Source organism: Xanthomonas arboricola pv. populi, assembly GCF_002939945.1.
GTDB lineage: Bacteria > Pseudomonadota > Gammaproteobacteria > Xanthomonadales > Xanthomonadaceae > Xanthomonas > Xanthomonas arboricola_A.
Genome location: NZ_MDEB01000004.1, coordinates 125344 through 150005, shown reverse-complemented (window position 1 = coordinate 150005; position 24662 = coordinate 125344). Strand labels below are relative to the sequence as shown.

General features: G+C 65.9%; 20 protein-coding genes. 7 read left to right on the top strand and 13 right to left on the bottom strand.

Translation table 11 applies throughout. The features are described from left to right. Positions 1 to 27: 27 nt before the first annotated feature. Entirely contained in the window at positions 28 to 1473 is a 1446-nt protein-coding gene (locus XaplCFBP3123_RS12825; protein ID WP_104534395.1) for an OprO/OprP family phosphate-selective porin, read from the top strand. Positions 1474 to 1625: 152 nt separating this feature from the next. On the opposite strand, the gene XaplCFBP3123_RS12820 is transcribed toward XaplCFBP3123_RS12825, so the two are convergent. From XaplCFBP3123_RS12820 to msuE, 3 genes are all read right to left on the bottom strand, one after another. Further along, positions 1626 to 2657: a methionine synthase gene (locus XaplCFBP3123_RS12820; RefSeq protein ID WP_104534394.1), complete on the bottom strand. Its 1032-nt coding sequence runs from the start codon at positions 2655 to 2657 to the stop codon at positions 1626 to 1628. 28 nt (positions 2658 to 2685) lie between these two features. Then, complete coding sequence (locus XaplCFBP3123_RS12815; protein WP_104534393.1) at positions 2686 to 3669, bottom strand: DUF1852 domain-containing protein; 984 nt, start codon at positions 3667 to 3669, stop codon at positions 2686 to 2688. A gap of 166 nt (positions 3670 to 3835) precedes the next feature. After that, positions 3836 to 4429 carry an FMN reductase gene (gene msuE, locus XaplCFBP3123_RS12810; protein WP_172453249.1) on the bottom strand — a complete coding sequence of 198 codons (594 nt, stop codon included), beginning with the start codon at positions 4427 to 4429 and terminating at the stop codon, positions 3836 to 3838. A 97-nt stretch (positions 4430 to 4526) separates the two neighbouring features. On the opposite strand from msuE, the gene XaplCFBP3123_RS12805 reads away from it, so the two are divergent. The 4 genes from XaplCFBP3123_RS12805 (at position 4527) to XaplCFBP3123_RS12790 (ending at position 9345) form a co-directional block, all read left to right on the top strand. Next, a complete protein-coding gene (locus XaplCFBP3123_RS12805) occupies positions 4527 to 5453 on the top strand; it encodes a LysR family transcriptional regulator (RefSeq protein ID WP_104534392.1) in 927 nt (308 codons plus the stop codon). Beyond that, positions 5453 to 6118 (top strand): epoxyqueuosine reductase QueH, encoded by a 666-nt coding sequence (locus XaplCFBP3123_RS12800; RefSeq protein WP_104534391.1) that lies wholly within the window; start codon positions 5453 to 5455, stop codon positions 6116 to 6118. The genes XaplCFBP3123_RS12805 and XaplCFBP3123_RS12800 overlap by 1 nt, the downstream gene beginning before the upstream one ends. 120 nt (positions 6119 to 6238) lie before the next feature. Beyond that, positions 6239 to 7111, top strand: a complete 873-nt coding sequence (locus XaplCFBP3123_RS12795) for a methylenetetrahydrofolate reductase (protein ID WP_104534569.1) — start codon at positions 6239 to 6241, stop codon at positions 7109 to 7111. A 275-nt stretch (positions 7112 to 7386) separates the two neighbouring features. Beyond that, entirely contained in the window at positions 7387 to 9345 is a 1959-nt protein-coding gene (locus tag XaplCFBP3123_RS12790; RefSeq protein ID WP_104534390.1) for a choice-of-anchor X domain-containing protein, read from the top strand. A 526-nt stretch (positions 9346 to 9871) separates the two neighbouring features. On the opposite strand, the gene XaplCFBP3123_RS12780 is transcribed toward XaplCFBP3123_RS12790, so the two are convergent. The 3 genes from XaplCFBP3123_RS12780 to XaplCFBP3123_RS12770 are packed head-to-tail and all read right to left on the bottom strand — an operon-like array spanning position 9872 to position 15756. Further along, entirely contained in the window at positions 9872 to 11320 is a 1449-nt protein-coding gene (locus XaplCFBP3123_RS12780) for an efflux transporter outer membrane subunit (protein WP_146091340.1), read from the bottom strand. Then, on the bottom strand, positions 11320 to 14469 hold the full coding sequence (locus XaplCFBP3123_RS12775) for an efflux RND transporter permease subunit (RefSeq protein ID WP_104534388.1): 3150 nt from the start codon (positions 14467 to 14469) through the stop codon (positions 11320 to 11322). Before XaplCFBP3123_RS12775 ends, XaplCFBP3123_RS12780 begins: the two co-directional genes overlap by 1 nt. A gap of 9 nt (positions 14470 to 14478) precedes the next feature. After that, on the bottom strand, positions 14479 to 15756 hold the full coding sequence (locus XaplCFBP3123_RS12770) for an efflux RND transporter periplasmic adaptor subunit (protein ID WP_104534387.1): 1278 nt from the start codon (positions 15754 to 15756) through the stop codon (positions 14479 to 14481). A gap of 249 nt (positions 15757 to 16005) precedes the next feature. Here XaplCFBP3123_RS12770 and baeS point away from each other — a divergent pair, with 249 nt between their 5' ends. Together baeS and XaplCFBP3123_RS12760 are read left to right on the top strand one after the other, a co-directional pair. Beyond that, positions 16006 to 17385, top strand: coding sequence for a sensor histidine kinase efflux regulator BaeS (gene baeS, locus XaplCFBP3123_RS12765; RefSeq protein ID WP_104534386.1), 1380 nt, complete (start codon positions 16006 to 16008; stop codon positions 17383 to 17385). Next, complete coding sequence (locus XaplCFBP3123_RS12760) at positions 17385 to 18095, top strand: response regulator (RefSeq protein ID WP_104534385.1); 711 nt, start codon at positions 17385 to 17387, stop codon at positions 18093 to 18095. The genes baeS and XaplCFBP3123_RS12760 overlap by 1 nt, the downstream gene beginning before the upstream one ends. 79 nt (positions 18096 to 18174) lie before the next feature. Here the strand turns inward: XaplCFBP3123_RS12760 and XaplCFBP3123_RS12755 are convergent, their stop codons facing one another. The 7 genes from XaplCFBP3123_RS12755 to XaplCFBP3123_RS12725 all read right to left on the bottom strand — a co-directional run bounded on the left by XaplCFBP3123_RS12755 (position 18175) and on the right by XaplCFBP3123_RS12725 (position 24661). Further along, on the bottom strand, positions 18175 to 19314 hold the full coding sequence (locus XaplCFBP3123_RS12755) for an MFS transporter (RefSeq protein ID WP_104534384.1): 1140 nt from the start codon (positions 19312 to 19314) through the stop codon (positions 18175 to 18177). Between the two features lie 137 nt (positions 19315 to 19451). Then, a complete protein-coding gene (gene purU / locus XaplCFBP3123_RS12750; RefSeq protein WP_172453264.1) occupies positions 19452 to 20303 on the bottom strand; it encodes a formyltetrahydrofolate deformylase in 852 nt (283 codons plus the stop codon). Positions 20304 to 20371: 68 nt separating this feature from the next. Then, the gene (locus XaplCFBP3123_RS12745) at positions 20372 to 20764 is read right to left on the bottom strand and encodes an XVIPCD domain-containing protein (protein WP_104534382.1); all 393 of its coding nucleotides are present in this window, start codon (positions 20762 to 20764) and stop codon (positions 20372 to 20374) included. Positions 20765 to 20977: 213 nt separating this feature from the next. Next, on the bottom strand, positions 20978 to 21856 hold the full coding sequence (locus XaplCFBP3123_RS12740; protein WP_104534381.1) for an NAD(P)-dependent oxidoreductase: 879 nt from the start codon (positions 21854 to 21856) through the stop codon (positions 20978 to 20980). 82 nt (positions 21857 to 21938) lie between these two features. Further along, on the bottom strand, positions 21939 to 23057 hold the full coding sequence (locus XaplCFBP3123_RS12735) for an NADH:flavin oxidoreductase/NADH oxidase (RefSeq protein WP_172453247.1): 1119 nt from the start codon (positions 23055 to 23057) through the stop codon (positions 21939 to 21941). Between the two features lie 60 nt (positions 23058 to 23117). Further along, positions 23118 to 23999, bottom strand: coding sequence for an NAD-dependent protein deacetylase (locus XaplCFBP3123_RS12730; protein ID WP_104534379.1), 882 nt, complete (start codon positions 23997 to 23999; stop codon positions 23118 to 23120). Continuing rightward, complete coding sequence (locus tag XaplCFBP3123_RS12725; RefSeq protein ID WP_104534378.1) at positions 23996 to 24661, bottom strand: TetR/AcrR family transcriptional regulator; 666 nt, start codon at positions 24659 to 24661, stop codon at positions 23996 to 23998. The genes XaplCFBP3123_RS12730 and XaplCFBP3123_RS12725 overlap by 4 nt, the downstream gene beginning before the upstream one ends. Position 24662 lies beyond the last annotated feature (1 nt).

The following is a 24662-nucleotide window of genomic DNA, read 5'->3' as shown; positions in this document are numbered from 1 at the left end:
CCCGTTTCCCTTGCACGAGCCGGACCAATGAAAAAACGCAATCTCGCCACCGTCCTGTGCGCCCTCAGCGCAACCGCCAGCGGCAGCACGCTGGCCGCCGAGCTGGAGCTGTACGTCGATCGCAAGACCAAGCAGATCTTCGCCGAGCCGGCACCGGGGCGCGACAAGCTGGGCAAGTTCGTGCAGGTGGACGAGAACGGCAAGCTGCCGGCGTCGGCGATGCCGGCCGCACCGGCGCTGCCACCCGCCCCCGCGGCGTCGGTGCCAACCGACACCGCCATCGCCCAGGCCGCACCTGCGCCCGTACCGGCAGCTGCACCGGCCAAGGCCGGGGAAGCCGGCAAGAAGTGGTACGACAAGCTGAGCCTGCGCGGCTACACGCAGATCCGCTACAACCAGGGCATCGGCGGCGACGCGCAGGATCTGCGCGCACCGGGCGACCGCTTTATCGGCAACGACCAGAGCCTGGGCATCCGCCGCGCGCGCCTGGTGCTGAGCGGCGATCTCAACGAGCACGTGTCGCTGTACTTCCAGCCGGACTTTGCGAGCACGCCGACCGGTTCGACCACCTCCAACTTCGCGCAGCTGCGCGATGCGTATGCCGACATCTATTTCGACAAGAAGCGCGAATACCGCGTGCGTGTGGGCCAGTCGAAGATGCCGTACGGCTGGGAGAACCTGCAGTCCAGCCAGAACCGTCTCACCCTGGACCGCGCCGACGCACTCAACTCCGGCCTGCGCGACGAACGCGATATCGGTGCGGTGTTCTATTACAGCCCCACCGTGGCCAAGGGCCGCTTCCAGGACCTGGTCAAGTCGGGTTTGAAGGGCTCGGGCGACTACGGCGTGATCGGTGCCGGCGTGTACAACGGCCAGGGCGCCAACCGCACCGAGCGCAACGACGGCATGCATGCGGTGGTGCACGCCACCTACCCGTTCAAATTCGCCAACGGCCAGTATCTGGAAGTGGGTGCCGACGCCTACAGCGGCCGCTTCGTGCCGACGGCGGCGGCGGTCAACATCGGCGGACGCAGCTTCACCCCGGCCATCACCGACCCGAACGGCTACACCGACCAACGCGTGGCCGCGCACATCATTTACTACCCACAACCGTTCGGCCTGCAGGCCGAGTGGACGGTGGGCCGCGGCCCGGAGCTGGATGTCGCACAGCGGCGCATCCGGACCCGTTCGCTGAGCGGCGGTTACGTGCAGGCGATGTACAAGCACGATGGCAGCTACGGCACCTTGCTGCCGTACCTGAAGTGGCAGACCTACCGCGGCGGCTCCAAGTTCGACACCAATGCACCGCGCATGCGGCTGGACGAAGTGGAAGCCGGCGTCGAGTGGCAGCCGATGGATGCGCTGGAACTGGTATTCGCCTATTCGAAGATGAAGCGCACCGACGTCACCACTGCGCCGTATCCGGTGGTGGAAGGCGATCTGCTGCGGCTGCAGCTGCAGGTCAATTACTGATCCCTGCACCACGATGGAAAACTGACAAGCCCCCGCGTGCGGGGGCTTGTTTGTGATTGCGGCACCGGTCGTGGTCAGCCGTGGCGACGGCAGGATGGAGCGCGTGTCGGCCCTATTGCGTCGGCCGACGATCCAGCGCCAGTACCGGCGCGCTAGCGGGCGGCCAGTTCTGCACGAATGATGTCTGCGCCTGCACTGAGCGCCTTGAGTTTGCCTCTTGCGACGTCCCGGGCCAGAGGCGCCATCCCGCAGTTGGTGGACGGGTAGAGCTTGTCGGCATCGACGAAGCGAAGCGCCTTGCGCAGCGTATCGGCCACCTCCTCCGCTGTTTCGATCGTATTGCTCGCCACGTCGATGGCTCCGACCATCACCTTCTTGCCACGCACCAGTTCGATCAGGTCGATCGGCACGTGCGAGTTGTGGCACTCCAGCGAGATGATGTCGAGCGTGGATGTCTGCAGCTTGGGAAACGACTCTTCGTACTGACGCCACTCCGACCCCAGGGTCTGCTTCCAGTCGGTATTGGCCTTGATGCCGTAGCCATAGCAGATATGGACGGCGGTCTCGCACTTGAGCCCTTCGACCGCGCGTTCGAGGGTGGCAACACCCCAGTCGTTGACCTCGTCGAAGAAGACATTGAAGGCCGGCTCGTCGAACTGGATGATATCCACGCCGGCTGCTTCGAGCTCCCTGGCTTCCTGGTTGAGGATCCCGGCAAATTCCCATGCCAGCTTTTCGCGGCTTTTATAGTGCGCATCGTAAAGGGTATCGATCATCGTCATGGGACCGGGCAGCGCCCACTTGATCGGCTGCCGGGTCTGCTGGCGCAAAAACCTGGCATCGTCCACGAAGACAGGTTTGGGGCGGCTCACCGCGCCAACGACGGTCGGGACGCTGGCGTCATAGCGATCGCGGATCCTGACGGTCTCGCGCTTTTCGAAATCGACGCCGCTGAGGTGTTCGATGAACGTGGTGACGAAATGCTGGCGGGTCTGCTCGCCGTCGCTGACGATATCGATGCCGGCGTGCTGCTGTTCCTGCAGCGACAGGCGCAATGCGTCCTGCTTGCCTTCGATCAGTTCCTCGTCCTGCAGCTTCCAGGGAGACCAGAGTTTCTCCGGCTGCGCGAGCCAGGACGGCTTGGGCAGGCTACCGGCGGTGGAGGTAGGGAGCAGCTTTTTCATGATGAGTGGTGTCTTGCGTTCTTGTTGATTAGACAGCGTGGTGGGAGGCCCACTGCGCGAGAATCTTGCCGTAGGGCCTGATGAAGTGTTCCTCGGTGAATTTCCCCTGCGTCACCGCGAGCTGACTGCGCTCTTCGCGGTCGTAGACGATCTGGGTAGAGGAATAATCCTGATGCTTCAGGCTCGGCTGATAAATGGCCCCCGCCGCGGAATTGGCGTTGTAGATTTCCGGCCGGTAAATCTTCTGGAACGTCTCCATGGTGCTGATGGTGCCGATCAGCTCCAGATTGGTGTAGTCGTTCAGCAGGTCGCCTAGGAAGTAAAACGCCAGCGGGGCGACGCTGTTCGGAGGCATGAAATAGCGCACCTGCAGGCCCATCTTCTCGAAGTAGCGATCGGTCAGGGAAAACTCGTCCTGCCTGTATTCGATGCCCAGGACGGGGTGCCGGTTGCCGGTTCGGTGATAGACCCTGCTGCTGGAGACGCTGATGCAGATGACCGGCGGCTTGGCGAAACGCGCTTTGTAAGCGTCCGAGTCCACGAAGTGCTTGAACAGCTTTCCGTGCAGGGTGCCGAAATCATTCGGGATGCTGAAGCCGGACGTATCCTGATTGTGCGCTGGCAGCAGCACGCTGAAATCGTAGTCGCGCACGTAGGAGGAAAAATTATTCCCTGCGATGCCATCGATGCGCGCGCCGGTCGTCTTGTCGAGGATGCTGGTTTTCAATATCTCGATCAGCGGAAATGCATCGTCCTTTTCGCTCCCGTCGATGTTCATCTCGACAGAGATGATGTCCAGTTCGACAGCGTAGCGGACGCGCTCGGGGTTGTCCCAATGCGCCAGGTCGTTGCAGCGGTTGTCGATCATCGCAAGCGTGTTGCGCAGATTTTCCTGCCGACGCTGCCCTCTGGCCAGGTTGGCAAAGTTCGTCGTGTTGCGCGTATTGGCCGCGGGACGGTAGTCCTCATCGAACCGAAGGCTTTTGATGCTGAAGGTAAAGTCTTGAGTCATTGCAAGCTGACGCCTTGTTTCCGAGATTGAATACGAGCGCTCGTCTCAGCGCAGGTGTGGATGCCTGCTGGATGGAAGCCGGAGCTCCGGATCGGCGGGAGGTCGCCAACGGATCCTGTGGCGGGCGCGCGGCGGTGGCCGCCGAGCAACCGTGGCTGGGTGGCCATCAGGCTGCGGCCACGTTTTCTGCGGCGATGGCACTTGCATGCCGCGTCAACGCGATCAGCGGCAGTGCCCGCTGCACCGCCAGCCTGGCCCGCTCGGCCAGGGCTTCGTTGTGCACGCGGTAGTCCAGGAAGTCGCGGTCGGTCGCGTAGACGCCCAGCGGCAACGTGCGTGCCTGGAAGAAACTGAAAAGCGGCCGCAACTGGTGATCGATCACCAGCGCATGGCGCTCGCTGCCGCCGGTCGCCGCCAGCAGGACCGGCGTGTCGATCAGGGCATCCTGATGGATGAAGTCGAAGAAGTGCTTGAACAGCCCGGTGAAGGAGCCGCGATAGACCGGCGTGGTCACCACCACGACGTCCGCCTGCTCCACGGCCGCAAGTTCCTGCTCCACCGTTGCGGGAAGCTGGGAGCGCCAGACCGCACCGGCGAACTGCGGTGCCAACGCCCCGAGTTCGACCAGCCGTTGCTCGCACGGCACGGCATCGGCGATCAGGGCCAGCAGGTGTTCGGCCAGGGCGACGGCCTTGGAGGGGCGCTGCAGCCCGCCGGAGACCGCGACGACGCGGAGTGGGTGTGGCACGTTGACAGTCATGCGGGTCGACCTGAAACGACGAACCCCGATGCTAGGGCTCGCATTCAATGAAGTAAAATGGTGTTATTTCAACAATCCATGAATTCGGATCATCTGAATGCTTGAGCGCATCCATCTCACCATCGTCCAGCAGGTCGAGCAGCAAGGCTCGCTGACTGCCGCCGCCGGCGTGCTGAACCTGACCCAGTCGGCGCTGAGCCACAGCATGAGAAAGTTGGAGCAACAGCTGGGCACCGACGTGTGGCTGCGCGAGGGGCGCAGCCTGCGCCTGACCCAGGCCGGCCAGTACCTGCTGGCGGTGGCGAACCGGGTGCTGCCGCAACTGGATCTGGCCGAAGAGCGCCTGGGGCAGTTCGCGCAGGGCGAACGCGGCGCGCTGCGCATCGGCATGGAATGCCATCCCTGCTACCAGTGGCTGCTCAAGCTGGTGGCGCCCTATCTGGCCACCTGGCCGGATGTGGATGTGGACGTCAAGCAGAAGTTCCAGTTCGGCGGCATCGGCGCGCTGTTCGGTTACGAGATCGATCTGCTGGTCACGCCCGACCCGCTGTACAAGCCCGGGCTGCGGTTCGAGCCGGTGTTCGACTACGAGCAGGTGCTGGTCGTGGCCAGCGGCCATGCGCTGGCGTCGGCGGCCTACGTCAAGCCCCAGCAGCTGACGCGGGAGGTGCTCATCAGCTATCCGGTGGACCTCGAGCGCCTGGACATCTACAGCCAGTTCCTGCTGCCGGCCGGTGTCACGCCCAGGCGCCACAAGGCCATCGAAACCACGGATATCATGATGCAGATGGTGGCCAGTGGCCGCGGCGTCGCCGCCATGCCACGCTGGCTGGTGGAGGAATACGCCGCCAGGATGGACGTGGTGCCGGTGCGGCTGGGTGCACGCGGCATCCCCAAGCAGATCTTCCTGGGCGCACGCGAGGCAGATATCGCCGTCGACTACCTGCGTGCCTTCATCGAACTGGCCCGCCAGCCTGCCAATGGCACCGCCAACCCACATTCCAATACGCCGGGAGCCCACTGATGGACACCACCGCCACGCGCACGCCACTTCCCCTGCCTGCCGGCCACGACAAGGTCTTGCTGCATTCCTGCTGCGCGCCGTGCTCCGGCGAGGTGATGGAGGCCATGCTGGCGTCCGGGGTCGACTACACCATCTTTTTCTACAACCCCAACATCCATCCGCGCAAGGAATACGAGCTGCGCAAGGACGAGAACATCCGCTTTGCCGAGCAGTGCGGCGTGCCCTTCGTCGATGCCGACTACGATCGGGACAACTGGTTCGAGCGGGCACGCGGGATGGAAAACGAGCCGGAGCGCGGCGTGCGTTGCACCATGTGCTTCGACATGCGGTTCGAACGCACCGCGCTGTATGCCCACGAGCACGGCTTCCCGGTGATCACCAGCTCCCTGGGCATCTCGCGCTGGAAGAACATGCAGCAGATCAACGACTGCGGCGTCCGCGCTGCGGCCAGGTATCCCGGCCTGATGTACTGGGAGTACAACTGGCGCAAGGGCGGTGGTTCCTCGCGCATGGTCGAGATCAGCAAGCGCGAGAACTTCTATCAGCAGGAATACTGCGGCTGCGTCTACTCGCTACGCGACACCAATCGGCACCGCGTGGAAAGCGGGCGCAATCGCATTCAACTGGGCGTGAAATTCTACGGCGATGGGCAACAGGACGATTGAGTGCCGTCCGGTCGTGTGACGCGGCCGGGATCTCAATGTGCTCCCTGCCTCCCTTTCCGCTCGATCAGGGCTGACGTAACGGCGCCGCCCAATCACCACCACAGGACGGAAACACCTTTGATTGGTCCGGAGACGCCCAGCCTCGCCAGCACCATCACCGACGCCTATTCGCTGGAGGTCAGCGCAAAGGACATGGCCGGGCTGGCGGCAGCGGCGCCTGGGATCATGCGTGGCTCAACCATTGCCATCCCCTACCTGCCCAGCCAGGACAACGACGCGCGGCTGGCCGCGGCACGGATGGTGCGCACACTCGGCTTTCAGCCGATGCCGCACCTGTCCGCGCGCCGCATCGCCTCGCGCGAGGAGCTCCACACCTTCGTCAGGCGCGCCGTCGAAGAAACCGGCGTCGAGCGCTGCCTGGTGATTGCGGGCGATCCGCCTGCTCCGCTCGGGCCGTTTTCGGACAGCTTGTCGCTGATCGACACCGGGGTTTTCGAGCGCTCCGGCATCCAGACCATCGCCGTGGCGGGGCATCCGGAAGGGCACCAGAGCATGTCTGCAACCGATCGATGGGAGGTGCTGGAACGCAAGTGTCGCAGCATCGCCGAGCGCGGCATGGCGCCGCTGATCGTCACCCAATTCGCCTTCGATGCCGACATCGTGTTGACGTGGCTGAAAGCGCTGCGCGCGCACGGCATTGAACATCCCGTGCGTGTGGGCGTTCCCGGCCCTGCAGGCGTGGCGGTGCTTGCACGCTATGCCGCCAGCTGCGGCGTCGGCGCATGCGCGTCAATGCTGTCCAAGTACGGCATCTCCCTCGGCAAGCTGTTGGGCAGCGCGGGGCCGGATCGTTTTGTGGATCGCCTCGCCACTGGCCTCACCGAAGCGCATGGTGAGGTCAGCATGCACTTCTATCCCTTCGGCGGCATCGCACAGACTGTCGCTTGGGTGGAGCAATACCGCTCCCGTTCGGCGCGCCACTGGGTGGGCTGAGACGCGCCGACTTCGGCGCTGCACATCGACCGTAGACCTCTGACTTTTATCAAGCAATGCGTTGCGGGCCTCGCCATGTCCACGACCCCGATCACAGTCTGTATTGTTTATTGCTGGCGTTTTGTTTGCTGCGCGTGAGGTGCTGCAGCGCACAGCAGACCTGTCACACGCGCGAGGTATAACCATCGGCGAATCGCGGCGGGGGGGCGCTGCATCCGATGTCGTTGCCATGCGCAGCGGCATCGCTTCTGCAACGTTCAAGGAGAGATGTCGCCATGCCGAAGCCGTCGCTGCTGTCATTGCTGTGCACCCTGTCGCTCGTGTCGATGCCGCTTGCGGCGGCCGAGCTGCAGCCCAAACAACTGGCTGGCCCACCGGAGGAGTTCGTGCAGATGCGCGCACCCGATCCGGCCGAGTCGGCCATCCTGTCCAAGAGCGCCTTGCTGCCGGTGGAGTTGGCGCCGGCGGGTCACTCCGCGCGTTGGCAAGGCACCTTGCCGGTGGAAAACGGCCACCTGCGTTTCATGGTGCTGGCCGGCGATCAGCCGTGGGAGGCGGCGGTGACTGCACCACGCGTTGCCGGCACGCGCGCAGCGGCCGTTGCACCGCAACTGCAGGCACAACGCACACTGCTGGGCACCGCAGAGAATGGCACCAGCGGCATGCGTTACGCGGTGGAATCGGCACAGAACGGCACATGGTCGCTGACCCTGCAGTCGGCATCGCCAGTGGCGCAACGCGGCTATGTATTGATGGAAGGCGATGCACGCACGCAGCTGGCCTCGTACCCGGGCCATCGTCGGCAGCAGGTCGGCCAGTCGCTGACGCTCAACGCCTTGCTCAGCGGCAACGATGCAGGCGGCGCGAGCTTGCTGGCCGCGCAGGCGGGGCAGATCGAAACAGCGAGCCTGCGTGTGATCGACCCGCAAGGCGGCATCCGCACGCTGCCGATGGCCGATGACGGGCAGCACGACGATGGTGCTGCCGGCGATGGCGTGTATGGCGGCACGTTCCAACCGACAGCCGAAGGCACCTGGATCGCGCAGGTGATCGTGCACGGTCGCGATCAGGCCGGGCAGCCGTTCGTGCGCACCAGCGAGCATGTGTTGCCGGTGCTGGATACCTCCCTGCGTCTGCTCGGCAACGCGCTCAGCGCACGCGCTGCCGACGGCACCCGGCTCAGCATTGCCTTGCCGGTCGCCGCGCGCGGCAAGGCACCATCGCATTACCGCGTGTTCGGCCAGGTCTGGGGCACCGATGCCAAGGGCAAGCAGGTGCCGGTGGCGTGGATCGGCGGCATGCTGACGCCGCAGCAAGGCCAGCTGCCGCTGAGCCTGGACGAACGCTGGATCGCGCGTGCCGGTGCGCGTGCGCCATTTACGCTGCGCGGGTTGCGTATCGAAGACCCGGACCATTACATCCCGCTGGTGCAGGCCGACACGCTGCCGTTGCAGCTGCCCGCGTTGCGACGTGCCAGCATCGCGCGATCTGCCGCTGCGATCGACGAAAGCATGCGCATGGGGCCGCGCCCAACCGCGCTGGCCAGTGCCAGTGCGATGACGCAACCGCAGGCGGTTGGCTCGCAATTGGTGCTGGTGCACGGCTATTGCTCCAACGGCGTGTGGCCGCAGGCGCAGTTCACCAATGCGTCCTCGTTTATCGATGCCAAACAGAACCGCAGCAACGACCAGTTCGCACAGCGGCTGGCGCAGTTTGCCAGTCAGTGGTCCTCGTTCGCGACGGTGGCGCACAGCCAGGGTGGCATGGCCGCGCTGCATCTGTACACCTACTACTGGAGCGGGCTGGATAACGCCACGGGTGGGCGGGTGATGCAGTCGGTGGGCACGCCGTACCAGGGCACCAACCTGTCGGGCATTCTGGCGGCTGTGGGCTCGTGGTTCGGCGTAGGTTGCGGCACCAATACCGACATGACCTATGACGGCGCCAAGGCCTGGCTGGCCGGTATTCCGGCCGATGCGCGCGCCAAGGTCAACTACTACACCACCTCGTTCGCCAAGACCAACTGGTACACCAACGACTACTGCAACGCCGCTTCGGACCTGGTCTTGAACGATCCGGAAGACGGCACCGTGGAGCAGGTCAACGCGCAGCTGCCAGGCGGCGTGAACCGCGGCCACACCACCGGGCAATGCCACACCACCGGCATGCGCGACCCGGCGCAGTATCTGGACGCAAACCGCAATGCGGTGATGAACGCCAACGCGGCGAAGTGATGCGATTTTAGCGGTGTGTAATGCGATGACCGGCGTCTGCGTCGGCCATCGCAACATGGATGGGAACACCTGCCTATTGCCTGCAGTCAGAGCTGCGGAGAAACTGCTGCGCTCACCGATCGGTGGGTGCGGCCTTTTTTGTGTTTCCCGCCCGCACACGACCACCTTGGCCGGCGCGATGTCCTTCGCGCTTGCGGGACACTTGGCGGCATGAAGCTGGTCAAACGTGCGTATGCGTCGGTTGTAAGGCGGATGATCTGCGGCTGGGCTGCAAGGCCTTTGCCCGCCCACCATCGCAGGACACGCCGCAAGTACGTCCCTGTAGCTCTTACGCGGCATCCATGCCGCGTAAGGTCCCGCGACGGTGGACGGGCAAGGACCAGTCGGGATGGTGGGTGCATGATTGCGAGCAGCACGCTACGCGCTGTCCGATGAGGTGCGATCTGGTCAGCTTCTTTTGATCCTGGCACTGTCACTGCCATTGCGGATCTGGCGGATGTGCTTGCGCTCGCGCATCCGTGCAGGGCTACTGTTGCGCCAGTGGTTGCGACTGCGCATCGGCGCCGCCGCCGAGCACCTTGTACAAGGTCACCCGGTTGCTTGCTTCGGTCAGCCGCAGGCTGATCAAGGTCTGTTGTGCGCTGTAGAGCGAACGCTGCGCGTCCAGTGCCACCAGATAACTGTCCACGCCATTGCGGTAGCGCGCATCCGACAGGGTGAAACCGCGTTGTGCCGCATCCACCAGGGCGCGCTGCGCGTCCATGCGTTCGTCCAGCTGGGTGCGCTCGGCCAGCGCGTCGGCCACTTCGCTGAAGGCGGTCTGGATCGCCAGTTCGTATTGGGCGATGGTGATGTCCTTCTGCAGCTTGGCCACATCCAGTTCGGCCTTCAGCGCGCCGGCGCGGAAGATCGGCAGGCTCACGCTGGGCGTGAACGACCAGGTGTGGTCGCCACCGAACAGGCTGGACAAGGCATCGCTGCCGCGCCCGACATTGCCGGTCAACGAGATGGTGGGGAAGAACGCCGCACGCGCCGCGCCGATGTCGGCGTTGGCTGCCTTGAGCGTGTGCTCGGCCGACACTACGTCCGGGCGCTGCAACAGCACGCGCGATTCCAGCTGCGCCGGCAACGGTGCCAATGCAACGCCGCTCTCGATCGCATCGGCAGCCGGCAATAACGCTGCCGGTATCGACGTGCCCACGACCAGGTTCAGCGCATTGCGCGACTGCGCAAGCTGGGTGGTGAAGTTGGCGACATCGGCGCGCGCGCTTTCCACGCTGGTCTGGATCTGCGCCAGATCCAGCCCGGAGACGATGCCGTTGTCGTGCTGCATTTCGGTCAGGCGCAGCGTCTTGCGCTGGCTCTCCAGGGTCTGCTGGGCAAGTGCCAGCCGCTGCTGATCGGCGGCCACGGTGAGCCAGTCGCTGGCCACTTCGGCCACCAGGCTCAGGCGCGTGCTGCGCTGGGTCTGCTCGCTGGCCAGATAGGTTTCCAGCGCTTCGTTCTTGAGGCTGCGGATGCGCCCGAACAGGTCCAGCTCCCAGCTGCTGATCCCCACCTGCCCGGTGGCGCTGCGGATGATCTGCGGCGCGCCGGTGAAACTGGTCGCCGCTGCAGCACGTTGCGCCGTGTGCGAGACGGTGGCATCCACCGCGGGAAACAGGTCCGCACGCTGGATGCGGTACTGCGCGCGCGCCTGCTCGATATTGAGCACGGCCACACGCAGGTCGCGGTTGTTGTCCAGCGCCAGTGCGACCACCTGCTGCAGGCGCGCATCGACCAGCACCTGCCGCCAATCCAGCTGGGCCGCAGCGGTAGTGCGGCCATCGGCACTGTCGCCATGGGTCACGCTGCCGGTGTCGCCGACTACGCCGGGCACCGGTGCATCCGGGCGCGCGTACTGCGGCGCCATGCTGACGCAGCCGCTCAAGGCGATGGCGCAGGCCACCGCCAGGCTGAGGGATGTCGTGCGCATCATGGAGTCACCTCGGAGGTGGAAACGACGGTGGTGTGCGCGGCAGCCTTGCCGGGAAAAAGGCTGCGCACCATCACGTAGAACAACGGCACGAAGAAGATGCCCAGCACGGTGGAGGCCAGCGTGCCGCCCAACACGCCGGTGCCCAGCGAGTGGCGTCCGCCGGAGCCGGCGCCGCTGCTGATCACCATCGGCAGCACGCCGAGCATGAAGGCCAGCGAGGTCATCAGGATCGGGCGCAGGCGCATGCGTGCGGCGTGCAGGGTGGCCTCGATCAGCGGCTGACCTTTTTCTTCCAGCTCCTTGGCGAACTCCACGATCAGGATGCCGTTCTTGGCGGCCAGGCCCATTGTCGCCAGCAGGCCGACCTGGAAGTAGATGTCGTTGGACAGCCCGCGCATCCAGGTCGCCAGCAGTGCGCCGACGATGCCCACCGGCACCGCCAGCATCACCGAGATCGGGATCGACCAACTCTCGTACAACGCGGCCAGGCACAGGAACACGAATACCAGCGACACCGCATACAACATCCAGGTCTGGGTGCCGGCGGCCTGTTCCTGATACGACATGCCCGACCAGGCGTAGCCCACGCCCTTGCCCATGCCGTCCACTTCGCCGGCAACTGCGGTCATCGCATCGCCCGAGCTGATGCCGGATGCGGCGCTGCCGGTAATTTCCATCGATTCGCTGCCGTTGAAGCGGGTCAACACCTGCGGCGCATAGGCCCAGGCGCTGCTGGCGAACGCCGAGAACGGCACCATCGCGGCGTCGCTGTTGCGCACGTACCAGCGGTCGATATCGCCGGGCAACATGCGTGCGGACGCTTCGCCCTGCACGTACACGCGCTTGACCCGGTTGTTGTTGAGGAAGTCGTTGACGTAACGCCCGCCCATCACCGTGGAGAGCGTGGTGTTGATGTCGGCTGCGGCCACGCCCAACGCACCGGCCTTGGCATCGTCGATCTGCACGCGGTAGATCGGCGCATCGTCCAGGCCGTTGAAGCGCACCGCACTCAGGCTCTGGTTGCCGTTGGCCAGCTGCAGCAACCGCTTGCGTGCTTCCACCAGCGCCTCGTGTCCGTTGCCGGCGGCATCCTGCAACTGCAGGGTGAAACCGGAACTGGTGCCCAGCCCGTTGATCGCCGGCGGGGTCAGCGCAAACACCTGCGCGTCGGGCAGCGTCATCATCATCGCGCCGGTGATGCGCTGGGCCACCTCCTGCGCCGAGCCTTCGCGGTCGGCCCAATCCTTCAGGCGGATGAAGCCCATGCCCGAGTTCTGGCTGCTGCCGGCCAGGCTGAAACCGGAGATGGTCATGATGCCCTGCACTTCCGGCTGCTTGAGGATGAACGCGGTGGCCTGGTCGATCGACTGCTGGGTGCGCTGCTGGGTGGCACCGGCCGGCGCGCTGAACATCACCATCAGCATGCCCTGGTCTTCTTCGGGCAGGAACGCGCTGGGCAGACGCCAGAACAGCAGGCCCAGCACCACCAGCAGCACCGCATAGATCAGCGAGCCGAGCTTGCGATGGCCGACGATGCGCTCCACGCCACGCCCATAGCGCTCGGTGCCGCGATCGAAGCGCGTGTTGAACCAGGTGAAGAACCTGCCCAGCACGCCCTTGCGCGAGACATGGCCGCCCTTGTCGATGGGCTTGAGCAAGGTGGCGCACAGCGCCGGACTCAGGGTCAGTGCGACCACCAGCGACAGGATCATCGCCGCGGCAATGGTCACCGAAAACTGCCGATAGATCTCGCCGGTGGCGCCGCCGAAGAAGGCCATCGGCAGGAACACCGCAGTAAGCACCAGCGCGATACCGACCAGGGCGCCGGTGATCTGGCCCATCGAGGTGTGCGTGGCTTCGCGCGGCGACATGCCCTGCTCGGCCATCAGCCGCTCGACGTTTTCCACCACCACGATGGCATCGTCCACCAGCAGGCCGATCGCCAGCACCATGGCAAACATGGTCAGCGTGTTGATCGAAAAGCCCAGCAGCGACAACACCCCGAACGTGCCCATCAGCACCACCGGCACCGCGATCACCGGCACCAGCGTGGCACGCCAGTTCTGCAGGAACAGGTACATCACCACGACCACCAGCACGATCGCTTCGATCAGGGTCTTGACCACTTCCTCGATGGAGATGCGCACGAACGGCGTGGTGTCGTAGGCCACCTCGTATTTCAGGCCGGCCGGGAAGTACGGCTTGAGCGCATCCAGCTTGGCCTCCACCAGTTTGGCCGCATCCAGCGCATTGGCGCCGGTTGCCAGCTGCAGGCCCATGCCCGAGGCGGCCTTGCCGTTGAACTTGGAACTGGAGCCGTAGGATTCCGAGCCCAGCTCCACCCGCGCAACATCGCGCAGGTAGACCGTGGCGCCGCCGGCATCGGACTTGAGCACGATGTTCTCGAACTGCGCCGGCGTGCGCAGCTTGCTGCGCGAGGTCACCGTGGCATTCAACTGCTGGCCCTGCAGCGCTGGCAATGCACCCAGCGCGCCGGACGAGACATCGGCGTTCTGCGCGGCGATCGCGGTGCTGACATCCGAGGGCATCAGTGCGTAGGTGTGCAGTTTCTCCGGATCCAGCCAGACGCGCATCGCGTACTCGGCCCCGAACACGTTGACGCTGCCGATGCCGTTGAGGCGGCTGATCGGGTCCTGCAACGCGGACACCATGTAGTCGCCGATGTCGGTGCTGTCCATGCTGCCGTCTTCGGAAGTGAAGGCCAGCACCATGAACATGCTGCCGCTGGCCGACTTGGTCACGGTCACGCCGTTGGTCTTGACCTCGTCGGGCAGCAGCGCCTCGCCTTGCGACACCTTGTTCTGCACCTGTACCTGCGCGGTATCCGGGTCGGTGCCGGAGTCGAAGGTCAGCGTGATCTGCGCAGTGCCTGCCGAGCTGCTGCTGGAGGACATGTAGAGCAGATTGTCCAGGCCTGTCATCTGCTGTTCTAGGATCTGCGTGACCGAGTTCTGCACGGTCTCTGCGGAGGCGCCGGTATAGGTCGCACTGACCGTGACCGAGGGCGGTGCGATGTCCGGGTACTGCTCCAGCGGCAGCGAGAAGATCGAGATCGCGCCGGCCAGCGTGATGACGATGGCGATGACCCAGGCGAAGATGGGGCGGTCGATGAAGAAACGAGCCATGGGAGTTCCTCAGTCGGCCTTGGGCGTGGCGCTGGCCGGCGCTGCAGGCGTCGGCATGGCCTCAGGCGTAGCGGCGGCGGGTGCGCTCGGTGCGACTGCAGCAGCTGCACTGGGCACAGCTGCCGCCGGCGTTGCTGCAGCTGCGCTCACCTCGCGCGTCTTCACCGGCATGCCGACCTGGATCTTCTGCAGGCCCTGCACAATCACGCTCTCGCCTGCGGACAATCCTTCGCTGACCACCCAGCGGTCGCCGACCGCATCGCCGGTCTTGAGCACGCGCTGCGCCACCTTGCCGTCGGCGCCGACCACCATCGCCACCGCCTCGCCCTTGCTGTTGCGGGTGACGGCCTGTTGCGGCACCAGGATCGCCTGCTCGTTGACCGCCATCGACAGCACCGCCTTGACGTACATGCCGGGCAGCAGCAGATGATCGGGGTTCGGAATCACTGCACGCAGTTTCACCGTGCCGGTGGTGGCATCCACTGCGGTGTCCACCACTTCCAGCGTGCCGGTGCGCGCGTAGGCAGTGCCGTCTTCCAGCAACAGCTTGACCTCGGCCTTGCCATCGACCGCCTTGAGCTGACCGGCAGCGAGCTTGCGCCGCAGCTGCAGCAGCTGCGCGCTGGACTGGCTGACATCCACATAGATCGGATCGAGCTGGTTGATGGTGGTCAGCACATCGGTCTGGTCGGCGGTGACCAGCGCGCCCGGGGTGAAGCTCGAAGTGCCGATACGGCCGCTGATCGGCGCGGTGATGCGGGTGAAATCCAGATTGAGCTTTGCGGTCTGCAACGCCGCCCTGGCCGCGGTGACTGCGGCTTCGTTCTGGCGCAAGGTGGCGGCGGCGTCGTCGCCGTCCTGCTGGCTGACCGCATCGAGCTTGACCAGCGTCTGATACCGCTGCGCCTTGGGCCTGGCCGACAGCACCGCCGCTTCGGCCTGCGCCAGTTCGCCTTGCGCGGACGCGTAGGCGGCCTGGAACGGTGCGGGCTCGATCTGGTACAGCACCTGCCCGGCTTGCACCTGCTCGCCTTCGGTGAACAGCCGCTTGCGCAGGATGCCGCCCACTTGCGGGCGCACCTGCGCACTTTGATAGGCCACGGTGCGCCCGGGCAGTGTCTGGTCCAGCGCCAGGCGCTGCACGTCCACGCGTTGCACGCCCACTTCCACTTGCCGCTGCTGCGGCGCTTGCGCAGGCGAACACGCCGCCAGCACGACGGTGATCATGGCGGCCAGCAGCCATTGACGCGGCACCACGGCAGAACGGGAGGAAGCAACGCAACGCATACGGCGCACTCGGGAGTGATCGGAGGATGCGCACGCTACGCCGCGAATATGGAGCAAATTTGAAGATTCGCATCGACAGACAGCAGGCGCTTGCTTTCGGGGTTTAATGAAGTCCCAATACGGTTGTGCAAGACCGGCGCCGCATCCGTGCCGGCAGCCGCCGGCGCCCCACTACCCAGTCGATGCAGGCAGTCATTGCAGCAGGCGCGCGTGCATGACCTCATTCGCAACAAGGTTTTCCCCACGTCGATGAAACTCGGAATCACCGCCAAACTCTTCCTCGCCATCCTCAGCGCCTGCATTGCAGTGCTGCTGATCAATGGCCTGGCCGGGCAGCTGCTGCTCAAAAAGCAGTTTCTCGACTATCTCAGCGAGCAGGGCATCGAGCGGATGCTGGAAGTGTTGCCGCGCGTGCAGGCCGACTACGCCAAGCACGGCGACTGGAACTTCATCCGCGACAATCCCGATGCCTGGTTCGTGCTGATGCGCCCGGAGCTGCCGCAGAACCTGCCGCTGCGCGCCCCACCGATCTCCGATCAGACCGGCGCGGTGTTTCGTTTCGCGCTGCTGGATCGCGACTACCGGGTGATCATCGGCAACCCCGACGTCAGCCGCACCGACACGCTGCGCCCGGTGGTGGTGCACGGGCAGACGGTGGGCTGGATGGGCATGCTGCCCTTCGAGAAGGTGCTGACCGCCAACGACGCGCGTTTCTACCAGGCCCAGCAACGTCTGTGGTGGACCGTCGGCGCGGCATCCATCATGGTGGCCGCGCTGTTCGGCTGGCTGCTGTCGCGCACCTTGCTGCGCCGCGTGCGCAGCCTGACCGCGGCAACCCATCGCCTGGCGGCCGGCGACTACGGCACGCGCCTGGAGGCCGGCATGCGCGATGAGCTCGACCAGCTCGCGCGCGACTTCAACCAACTGGCGCAGGCGCTGGACAACAACGAACGCGCGCGCCGCGATTTCATGGCCGATGTCTCGCACGAGTTGCGCACGCCGCTGGCGGTGCTGCGCGCCGAGCTGGAAGCGCTGCAGGACGGCATCCGGCCGATGACGCGCGAGTCGCTGACCTCGTTGCACCAGGAGGTCGGCCAGCTCGGCAAGCTGATCGAGGATCTCTACGATCTGTCGCTGACCGATGTCGGCGCGCTGGCCTACCGGCGCGCGCCGATCGATCTGAGCGTGGTGCTGCAGTCCACGCTGGCCGGCATGCGCACGCGCATTGCCGCAGCCGGGCTCACGCTGCAGGCCCACGGCATCACCGCGCCGGTGCATGTCGACGGCGACGAGCGTCGCCTGCAGCAGCTGCTGTCCAACCTGCTGGAAAACGCCTTGCGCTACACCGATGCCGGCGGCCAGTTGCGGGTGCAGTGCGCACGGCGCGCGCACCTGGTGGAGATCGTGATCGAAGACAGCGCGCCCGGCGTGCCGGCAGACAAGCTCGATCGCCTGTTCGAGCGCTTCTATCGCGTGGAAGGCTCGCGCAATCGCGCCAGCGGCGGCAGCGGGCTGGGCCTGGCGATCTGCCGCAATATCGTCGGCGCGCACGACGGCGAGATCCACGCCACACCTTCGCCCTTGGGCGGCCTGCGCGTGACGCTGCGGCTGCCGGCCCTGGAGGCCTGATGGACGACGCCGCCACCACCGCAGCACCGAACGCGCACGTGCTGATCGTCGAAGACGAACCGCGCCTGGCCGCGGTGCTGGGCGAGTACCTGCACGCGGCCGGCTATTCGCATCATTGGGTGGCCGATGGTGCGCAGGCGATCGCTGCGTTTCGCGCGCAGTCGCCGGACCTGGTGTTGCTGGACCTGATGCTGCCCAATCGCGACGGCATGGACATCTGCCGCGAGCTGCGCAGCCTCGGCGCGGTGCCGGTGATCATGGTGACCGCGCGCGCCGAAGAGATCGACCGCCTGCTCGGGCTGGAGATCGGTGCCGACGACTACATCTGCAAGCCCTTCAGCCCGCGCGAGGTGATCGCACGGGTGCGTGCGGTGCTGCGCCGCCACCGGCACGATCCCAACGCGGTGCCCACGCACGGATTGCTGATCGACGATGCCGCCTGCCGCGCCAGCGTGGCCGGGCGCGACCTGGATCTGACCCAGGTCGAGTTCCGCCTGCTGCGCACGCTGTGCGCGGCTCCGGGGCGTGTCTACTCGCGCGAACAGTTGATGGACCACGTATATGTGGACCACCGCATCGTCACCGACCGTACCGTGGACAGCCACATCAAGAACCTGCGCCGCAAGCTGGCCGAGGTGGGCGGCGAAGAATGGGTGCGCTCGGTGTACGGCGTGGGCTATCGCTTCGAGTATCTACCCACCGAAGCGTAATCAATATCCACTCGTAGGAGCGTGCCTGCGCGCGACGCACTCCCGACACCCCAGCAACCACAGGCGCGATCCCCAACACTCACACCTTCAACCAACGCGTCGAAATCGCCACACCCACCATCAGCACCGCAACACCGAGCAAGGCGCCGACCAGGCCGATGCCATGCGCGGCGAAACCGATCAGGGCCGGCCCGGCCAGGATGCCGGCATAGCCCAGTGTGGTGACCGCAGTGATGGCGATGCTCTCCGGCATGCGCGTCTGGTTGCCGGCCAACGAGAACAGGGCCGGCACGATGTTGGCGCAGCCCAGGCCGACCAACACGTAGCCGGCCAACGAGGCCTGCCACGGGCTCACCAGCGTGAGCACGCAGAAGCCCGCGCCGGCCAGCAGCGCGCCCAGCACGATCGAACGGATGCGCCCCAGGCGCTCCACCACCGCATCGCCCAGCAGACGCGTCACCGTCATGGTCAATGCAAATACCACATAGCCCATGCCGGCGGTGCTCGGGGCGACCTGGTGCACATCGGCCAGGAACACCGAGCTCCAGTCCAGAATGGTGCCTTCGGCCAGAAACACCACAAACGCCAGGATGCCGATGAACAGCACGATGCCCCTGGGCAGCGCCAGCAACGGCCCCTGTTGCGCCACGCGCTCGGTCCGCCAGTGGCGCACCGACAGCACGCCGACAACGAGCATGGCGATCACCCCGGCGACCGCCGCGCCCGGCGGGGAAACCTGCGCCGACAGCAGCAAGGTCATCGCGCCGGCACCGACAAAACCGCCGATGCTGAAAAACGCGTGGAATCCCGACATCATCGCGCGCCCGGCATCGCGCTCGACCACCACCGCCTGCATGTTCATCGCGCAATCCATCGCGCCCACGCCGGCGCCGAACACGAACAGCACCGCGCCCAGCATCCACGGATTGGCGACAACGGCCAGCAACGGCAGGCTGATGCAGATCAGCACCGCTGTTACCGCCATGACCGCACGGAAGCCGAAGCGCGCCGACAAGGCCCCCGCCAGCGGCATCGCCAGAAACGAGCCTGCCCCCAGGCACAGCAGGATCAGGCCGAGCGCGCCATCGTCCACGCCGGTCCTGGATTTGGCGAACGGCACCAGCACCGCCCAGACCGCGGCAGCAAAGCCGGGAATGAAGAACGCCGCGCGGGTGGCGTGCTGTTGCGCGCGAGCGCTGGAGCCGGGGATTAGCGACATGCAAACAATTCCGGGAGGGAGCGGCGAGGAGAGTGCGACAGGGGCGCCAGGCCGGCGCGCTCGCTGGCAGGACGTGGCCCGACCACTGCTCCACTGCGCGTGCCGCAACCGTCCCTGGGAATGCGCGACGGCGATCGCTAGCGAAACACCACCGTGCGATGGCCATTGAGCACGATACGGTGCTCGACATGGCGACGCACCGCACGCGCGAGTACCAGCGATTCGGTATCGCTGCCCAGCCGCACCAGATCGCGCGGCGTCATCGCATGATCCACGCGCGCCACGTCCTGTTCGATGATCGGGCCTTCGTCCAGGTCTTCGGTGACGTAGTGCGCGGTGGCACCGATGATCTTGACCCCGCGTGCGTGCGCCTGGTGATACGGCTGCGCGCCCTTGAAGCTGGGCAGGAAGCTGTGATGGATATTGATCGCCCGCCCTGCCAATGCGCGGCACAACTCGGGCGAAAGAATCTGCATGTAGCGCGCCAGCACCACCAGATCGACCTGCAGCGCCTCGACCAGGGCAAGCAGCTGCGCTTCCTGCGCAGCGCGCGTGTCAGCGCTCACCGGCAGATGGTGGAAGGCGATGCCATAGGAGGCGGCCAGCGGCGCGAAGTCGGCGTGGTTGGACACCACCGCCGCGATATCCACCGGCAATTGCCGGCTGTGCATGCGGAACAGCAGATCGTTGAGGCAATGCCCCTGCTTGCTCACCAGCACCAGCAGCCGCGCACGACGGCGCGCATCGTGCAGCTGCCAGTCCATCTGGAATTCATCGGCCAACAGCGCAAAGCGGCGTTCCAGCACGGCAATGTCGGTGCCCGGCGGTTTGTCGAAGTGCACGCGCAGAAAGAAGCGGCCACTTTCGTCGTCGCCGAACTGCTGTGCGTCGAGGATGTTGCAGGCCAGATCGAACAGCAGCCCGGTCACGCGATAGACGATGCCGGTGCGGTCGGGGCAGGACAGGGTAAGAATGTAGTCGGAGCGCATCGGCACAATGATAGCCAATGCGCCCGGCTGCGGGCGCAGTGCTTGCGCCCGTAACTTTCCGGTGCGACTCAGCGCGGCGGCAGGCGCAGCATCAGTCGCCGATTGATCTCGTCCAGTTGCGCCATCGATGCCTCCACCGAGGTCTCCATCGCTTCCTGGGTGGTGATGTGCGCACGCAGATGCGCGGGGTCGGCCAGTTCGCCACGCACCAGAAACACGTTTTCGCCCATCTCGCCGACGTGCCGGCTGAGCACCACGTAATCCACCTGGTCAAAGCCATGCTGCTTGGCCAGCGGCAGCAGGCGCGCAGCCATGCGGACGCTGGCCTCGTCAGTGGGTTTGTTCAATTCGGCATCGAGCACGGCCACCGCTTCGCGGATCTGCGCGAACAGATAGTGGTCCGGATGCTCGGGATGGTCCGGGCCCACCGGGCCCTGGTCGACGACCGGTACGGCGGTCATCGTGTACCACCGGCGCAGGTCAGTGCGCGCGGTGTGCGCTCGGTCGAACCGAGCGTGATATGCAGGTGTCGCATCGCATCCTCCCTGGAGCGGCGGCTGTCACGAGCCGGCATTTTAGAAGGTCTGCCGCATGTTGAGGTGAGCAAGACGCATCGCGCGTCGTCTTCAAGCGAAGCGCGATGCGCGCAACCCACACGCGCCCCTGCGTTGCGATCAGGCCACCTGCCCTGCCCGCCGCGCCGACACCTCTGCCAGCACGGCCCAGTCAGCGTTGCCGTCGCCATGCGCGATCGCCTCGTCCAGGCCGACGCGCAGCAACTCGCCCAGCGGCATCGGTACCTGCTTGTCGGCGCCGGCCTGGATCGCCAGATCCACGTCCTTGCGACCCAGGGTGGCGGTGAAGCCGGCCGGCAGGTATTCGCGCTGCATGATCAGGCGGCCGTAGCCCTGGTACGCGGGCGCGGCGAACAAGGTGCTGGTGAGCATGCCCAGGAACTGGGTGGCATCCACGCCGTGGCCGCGTGCCAGCGCGCTGGCTTCGGCCATGGCGCCGATCGCGCTGGCCAGGCAGAAGTTGGCCGCCAGCTTGACCGCATTGGCCTGCTCGGGGGTGCGGCCGATCTCCCAGGTGCGCTGGCCGAGCACATCGAACATCGGTTGCACGCGCGCCAACGCCGCCTCGTCGCCGGCGGCCAGAATGTTGAGCTTGCCGGCTTCGGCCACATCGACGCGGCCGAGCACCGGTGCGGCCACGTAGGCCACACCGCGCTCGGCATGCAGGGCGGTCAACTCGTGCGCCAATGCCACCGAGATGGTGGCCATGTTGACGTGCACGCTGCCGGCCGGCAGCGCGTCCAGCACACCTTGCTCCAGCACGGTCGCGCGCACCGCGTTGTCGTCGGCCAGCATCGAAAACAGCAACGGGCCGTGTGCGGCGTCGCGCGGTGCATCCACCACCGTGGCGCCGGCCTGCCGCAGCGACTGCGCGCGCCCGGGCGAGCGATTCCACACGCTCAGCTCGAAACCGCCGCGCAGCAGGTTGTGCGCCATCGGCAGGCCCATCGTGCCCAAGCCCAGAAATCCTATCGGCATCTGTTTTCCTTATTCGATCTTGCGTCAAGAGCGGCAATCCAAACACCGGCCCGCTCTGCTTCTTTACCACTCCCAGCGTCAATCAGCTGGCGAACACGCCGCGCGCCTCACGCGGCTCGCAGCGCAGGTATTGCGGCGCAGGCGTGACCGAGGCGCCCAGTGCGGCGGCGGCATGCCACGGCCAGCGCGGGTCGTACAGGATGCCGCGCGCCAGGGCGATCGCATCGGCCTGGCCGTCCTGCAGGATCGCCTCGGCCTGCGCCGGCTCGGTGATCAGTCCCACACCGATCACCGGCGTGTTGACCTGCGCCTTGATCTGCTGCGCAAACGGAATCTGATAGCCCGCCTGCACCGGAATCTGCTGGCGCGGATCCAGCCCGCCGCTGGAGACATGGATGTAGTGCGCACCGCGCGCATCCAACGCCTTGGACAAGGCGATGCTCTGCGCAAGATCCCAGCCGCCCTCCACCCAATCGGTGGCCGAGATGCGTACGCCGATGGCGATCCTGTCCGACACCGCCGCGCGCACCGCGTCGAAGATGCGCAGCGTCAGCCGCATACGGTTTTCCAGCGAGCCGCCATACGCATCGCTGCGCTGATTGCTGAGCGGCGACAGGAACTGATGCATCAGATAGCCATGCGCGGCATGCAGCTCGACCAGCGCCAGGCCCAGGCGCTCGGCGCGCTGTGCCGCATCGACAAAGGCCTGCACCACCGCATAGATGCCGGCCTCGTCCAGTGCCTGCGGCAACGGCTGACCGTCACGGAACGCCAGCGCCGATGCGGACACGGTCTGCCAGCCATGCGTATGATCCGGCGCAATCGCCTCGCCGCCGTTCCACGGCAGATCGGTGGAGGCCTTGCGTCCGGCGTGTGCCAGTTGAATGCCGATCGGCATCGGCGACCAGCGCCGCACCGATTGCAGTACCTCATCCAGCGCCTGCTCGGTGGCATCGTCGTACAGGCCAAGGTCGGCGTAGGAGATGCGCCCCTGCGGCTGCACTGCGGCCGCTTCCAGGATCAGCAGGCCGGCACCGGATTGCGACAAGGTGCCCAGATGGATGCGGTGCCAGTCGCTGGCGCGGCCGTCCTGTGCGGAGTACTGGCACATCGGGGCGACGACGATCCGGTTGGCGAGCGCAAGCGGACCGAAGCGGATGGGGGAGAACAGCTGGCTCAAGGGGGCATCCACAGATGACACGGGGAGGCCCATTGCACTGCGCCACGCGCGTGAGTACAACCGCTGCGATGGATCACTGCGTCATGCCGAGCGCGCACTGGCGTCATTGATGCTGCGTGCACGCACCGGATCGAACGGCGCGTGCAGGAAGGCCAACGCCTGCGCGCACGACTGTTCGACCTTCAGGCTGAGCAATTCGTCCGCACGGGTGCGCCCGAAGTTGAGTGCGGCGATCGGCAGGCCGTTGCGTGCAGCGGCCTGCACGAAACGAAAGCCCGAATACACCATCAGCGACGAACCCACCACCAACACCGCATCGGCCGCCTGCAGATGCGCAAACGCACGCTCCACGCGCTCGCGCGGCACGTTCTCGCCAAAGAACACCACATCCGGCTTCAGCACGCCGCCGCAGACCGGGCACGGCGGCACTGCAAAACTGTCGAAGGCCACCTCGTCCAGATCCGCATCGCCATCGGGCGCCTGCGCGGCGTCCAGGTCGGCCCAGCCGGGATTGGCCTGTTCGAGCAGCAGCTGGAACTCGGTACGTGGCATGCGCCGCTCGCACCCCATGCAGCGCACCACATCGAGCCGGCCATGCAGATCGATCACCGCACCACTGCCGGCCGCCTGATGCAGGCGGTCGACATTTTGCGTCAGCAGCAGTTCCAGCTGGCCGCGCGCTTCCAGTGCGGCCAGTGCGTGGTGGGTGGCATTGGGCTGCGCCAAGCCGAAACGCGGCCAGCCGACCAGGCTGCGCGCCCAATAGCGCTGCCGCGTGGACAGCTCGCCCATGAAGGCCTGAAACGTCACTGGCTGCGGACGCTTCCAGCCACCTTGCAGATCGCGGTAATCGGGAATGCCCGAATCGGTGCTGCAGCCGGCGCCGGTGAGCACGAACAGGCGCCGATGACGTTCGATGAAGTCCTGTAGCGCGTTGCCGTCCTGAACCGGTGCCGCCGTCATCGGGCAACTCCGGTGGCCATGAGGTAGCTGTGCAGCAACACCACCAGTTGCGCCTGTAGCGGCGCAATCCGCGCAGCAGGCGCGCCATCGTCGAGCAGGCTCTTCACCGGCCCGGTGATGGCCGCCATGCCGATCTCGGCCACCGCCTCGCAATCGTCGAAGCGCACATCGGCGGCGGTGGCGAGCGCGGCGGCAAACGCCTGCTGCGAGCGCTTGCGCGCCTGCGACCCCAGCGCGGCGCCACCATGCAGTTCGGCAATGGCGTACAGCGCGCGCGCGACATCCACGTGCTGCAGCTTGGCCTGCACGAAGGCATGCACCATGGCCTCGCACTGCTGCGCCAGGGCGCGCCCGTGCTGTTGTGCGCAGGCCCGTTCCACCGCATCGATCACCGTCTGCAGATGCCATTGCAGCAACGCGATCAACATCGCCTGACGATTGGGGTAGTACTGGTACACGCTGCCGACCGACACGCCGGCACGCTCGGCCACCCGCGTGGTGGTGCAGCCCTGCAATCCGTCGGCCACCAGCACCTGAATGCTGGCCTGGCGGATGACCTCCACGGTGGCGCGCGAGCGCGCTTGCTGCGGGGCCTTGCGCGGTGCTGGCAGGGGGAATGAGGTGCTCACGAATGCGAATGTACACACGGATGGTTGGCACATA

Bases quoted from the DNA above. Each gene is read 5' to 3' on its own strand.
- XaplCFBP3123_RS12825 (WP_104534395.1), top strand. From the start codon at position 28: ATGAAAAAACGCAATCTCGCCACCGTCCTGTGCGCCCTCAGCGCAACC.
- XaplCFBP3123_RS12820 (WP_104534394.1), bottom strand. From the start codon at position 2,657: ATGAAAAAGCTGCTCCCTACCTCCACCGCCGGTAGCCTGCCCAAGCCG.
- XaplCFBP3123_RS12815 (WP_104534393.1), bottom strand. From the start codon at position 3,669: ATGACTCAAGACTTTACCTTCAGCATCAAAAGCCTTCGGTTCGATGAG.
- msuE (WP_172453249.1), bottom strand. From the start codon at position 4,429: ATGACTGTCAACGTGCCACACCCACTCCGCGTCGTCGCGGTCTCCGGC.
- XaplCFBP3123_RS12805 (WP_104534392.1), top strand. From the start codon at position 4,527: ATGCTTGAGCGCATCCATCTCACCATCGTCCAGCAGGTCGAGCAGCAA.
- XaplCFBP3123_RS12800 (WP_104534391.1), top strand. From the start codon at position 5,453: ATGGACACCACCGCCACGCGCACGCCACTTCCCCTGCCTGCCGGCCAC.
- XaplCFBP3123_RS12790 (WP_104534390.1), top strand. From the start codon at position 7,387: ATGCCGAAGCCGTCGCTGCTGTCATTGCTGTGCACCCTGTCGCTCGTG.
- XaplCFBP3123_RS12780 (WP_146091340.1), bottom strand. From the start codon at position 11,320: ATGCGCACGACATCCCTCAGCCTGGCGGTGGCCTGCGCCATCGCCTTG.
- XaplCFBP3123_RS12775 (WP_104534388.1), bottom strand. From the start codon at position 14,469: ATGGCTCGTTTCTTCATCGACCGCCCCATCTTCGCCTGGGTCATCGCC.
- XaplCFBP3123_RS12770 (WP_104534387.1), bottom strand. From the start codon at position 15,756: ATGCGTTGCGTTGCTTCCTCCCGTTCTGCCGTGGTGCCGCGTCAATGG.
- baeS (WP_104534386.1), top strand. From the start codon at position 16,006: ATGAAACTCGGAATCACCGCCAAACTCTTCCTCGCCATCCTCAGCGCC.
- XaplCFBP3123_RS12760 (WP_104534385.1), top strand. From the start codon at position 17,385: ATGGACGACGCCGCCACCACCGCAGCACCGAACGCGCACGTGCTGATC.
- XaplCFBP3123_RS12755 (WP_104534384.1), bottom strand. From the start codon at position 19,314: ATGTCGCTAATCCCCGGCTCCAGCGCTCGCGCGCAACAGCACGCCACC.
- purU (WP_172453264.1), bottom strand. From the start codon at position 20,303: ATGCGCTCCGACTACATTCTTACCCTGTCCTGCCCCGACCGCACCGGC.
- XaplCFBP3123_RS12745 (WP_104534382.1), bottom strand. From the start codon at position 20,764: ATGACCGCCGTACCGGTCGTCGACCAGGGCCCGGTGGGCCCGGACCAT.
- XaplCFBP3123_RS12740 (WP_104534381.1), bottom strand. From the start codon at position 21,856: ATGCCGATAGGATTTCTGGGCTTGGGCACGATGGGCCTGCCGATGGCG.
- XaplCFBP3123_RS12730 (WP_104534379.1), bottom strand. From the start codon at position 23,999: ATGACGGCGGCACCGGTTCAGGACGGCAACGCGCTACAGGACTTCATC.
- XaplCFBP3123_RS12725 (WP_104534378.1), bottom strand. From the start codon at position 24,661: ATGTGCCAACCATCCGTGTGTACATTCGCATTCGTGAGCACCTCATTC.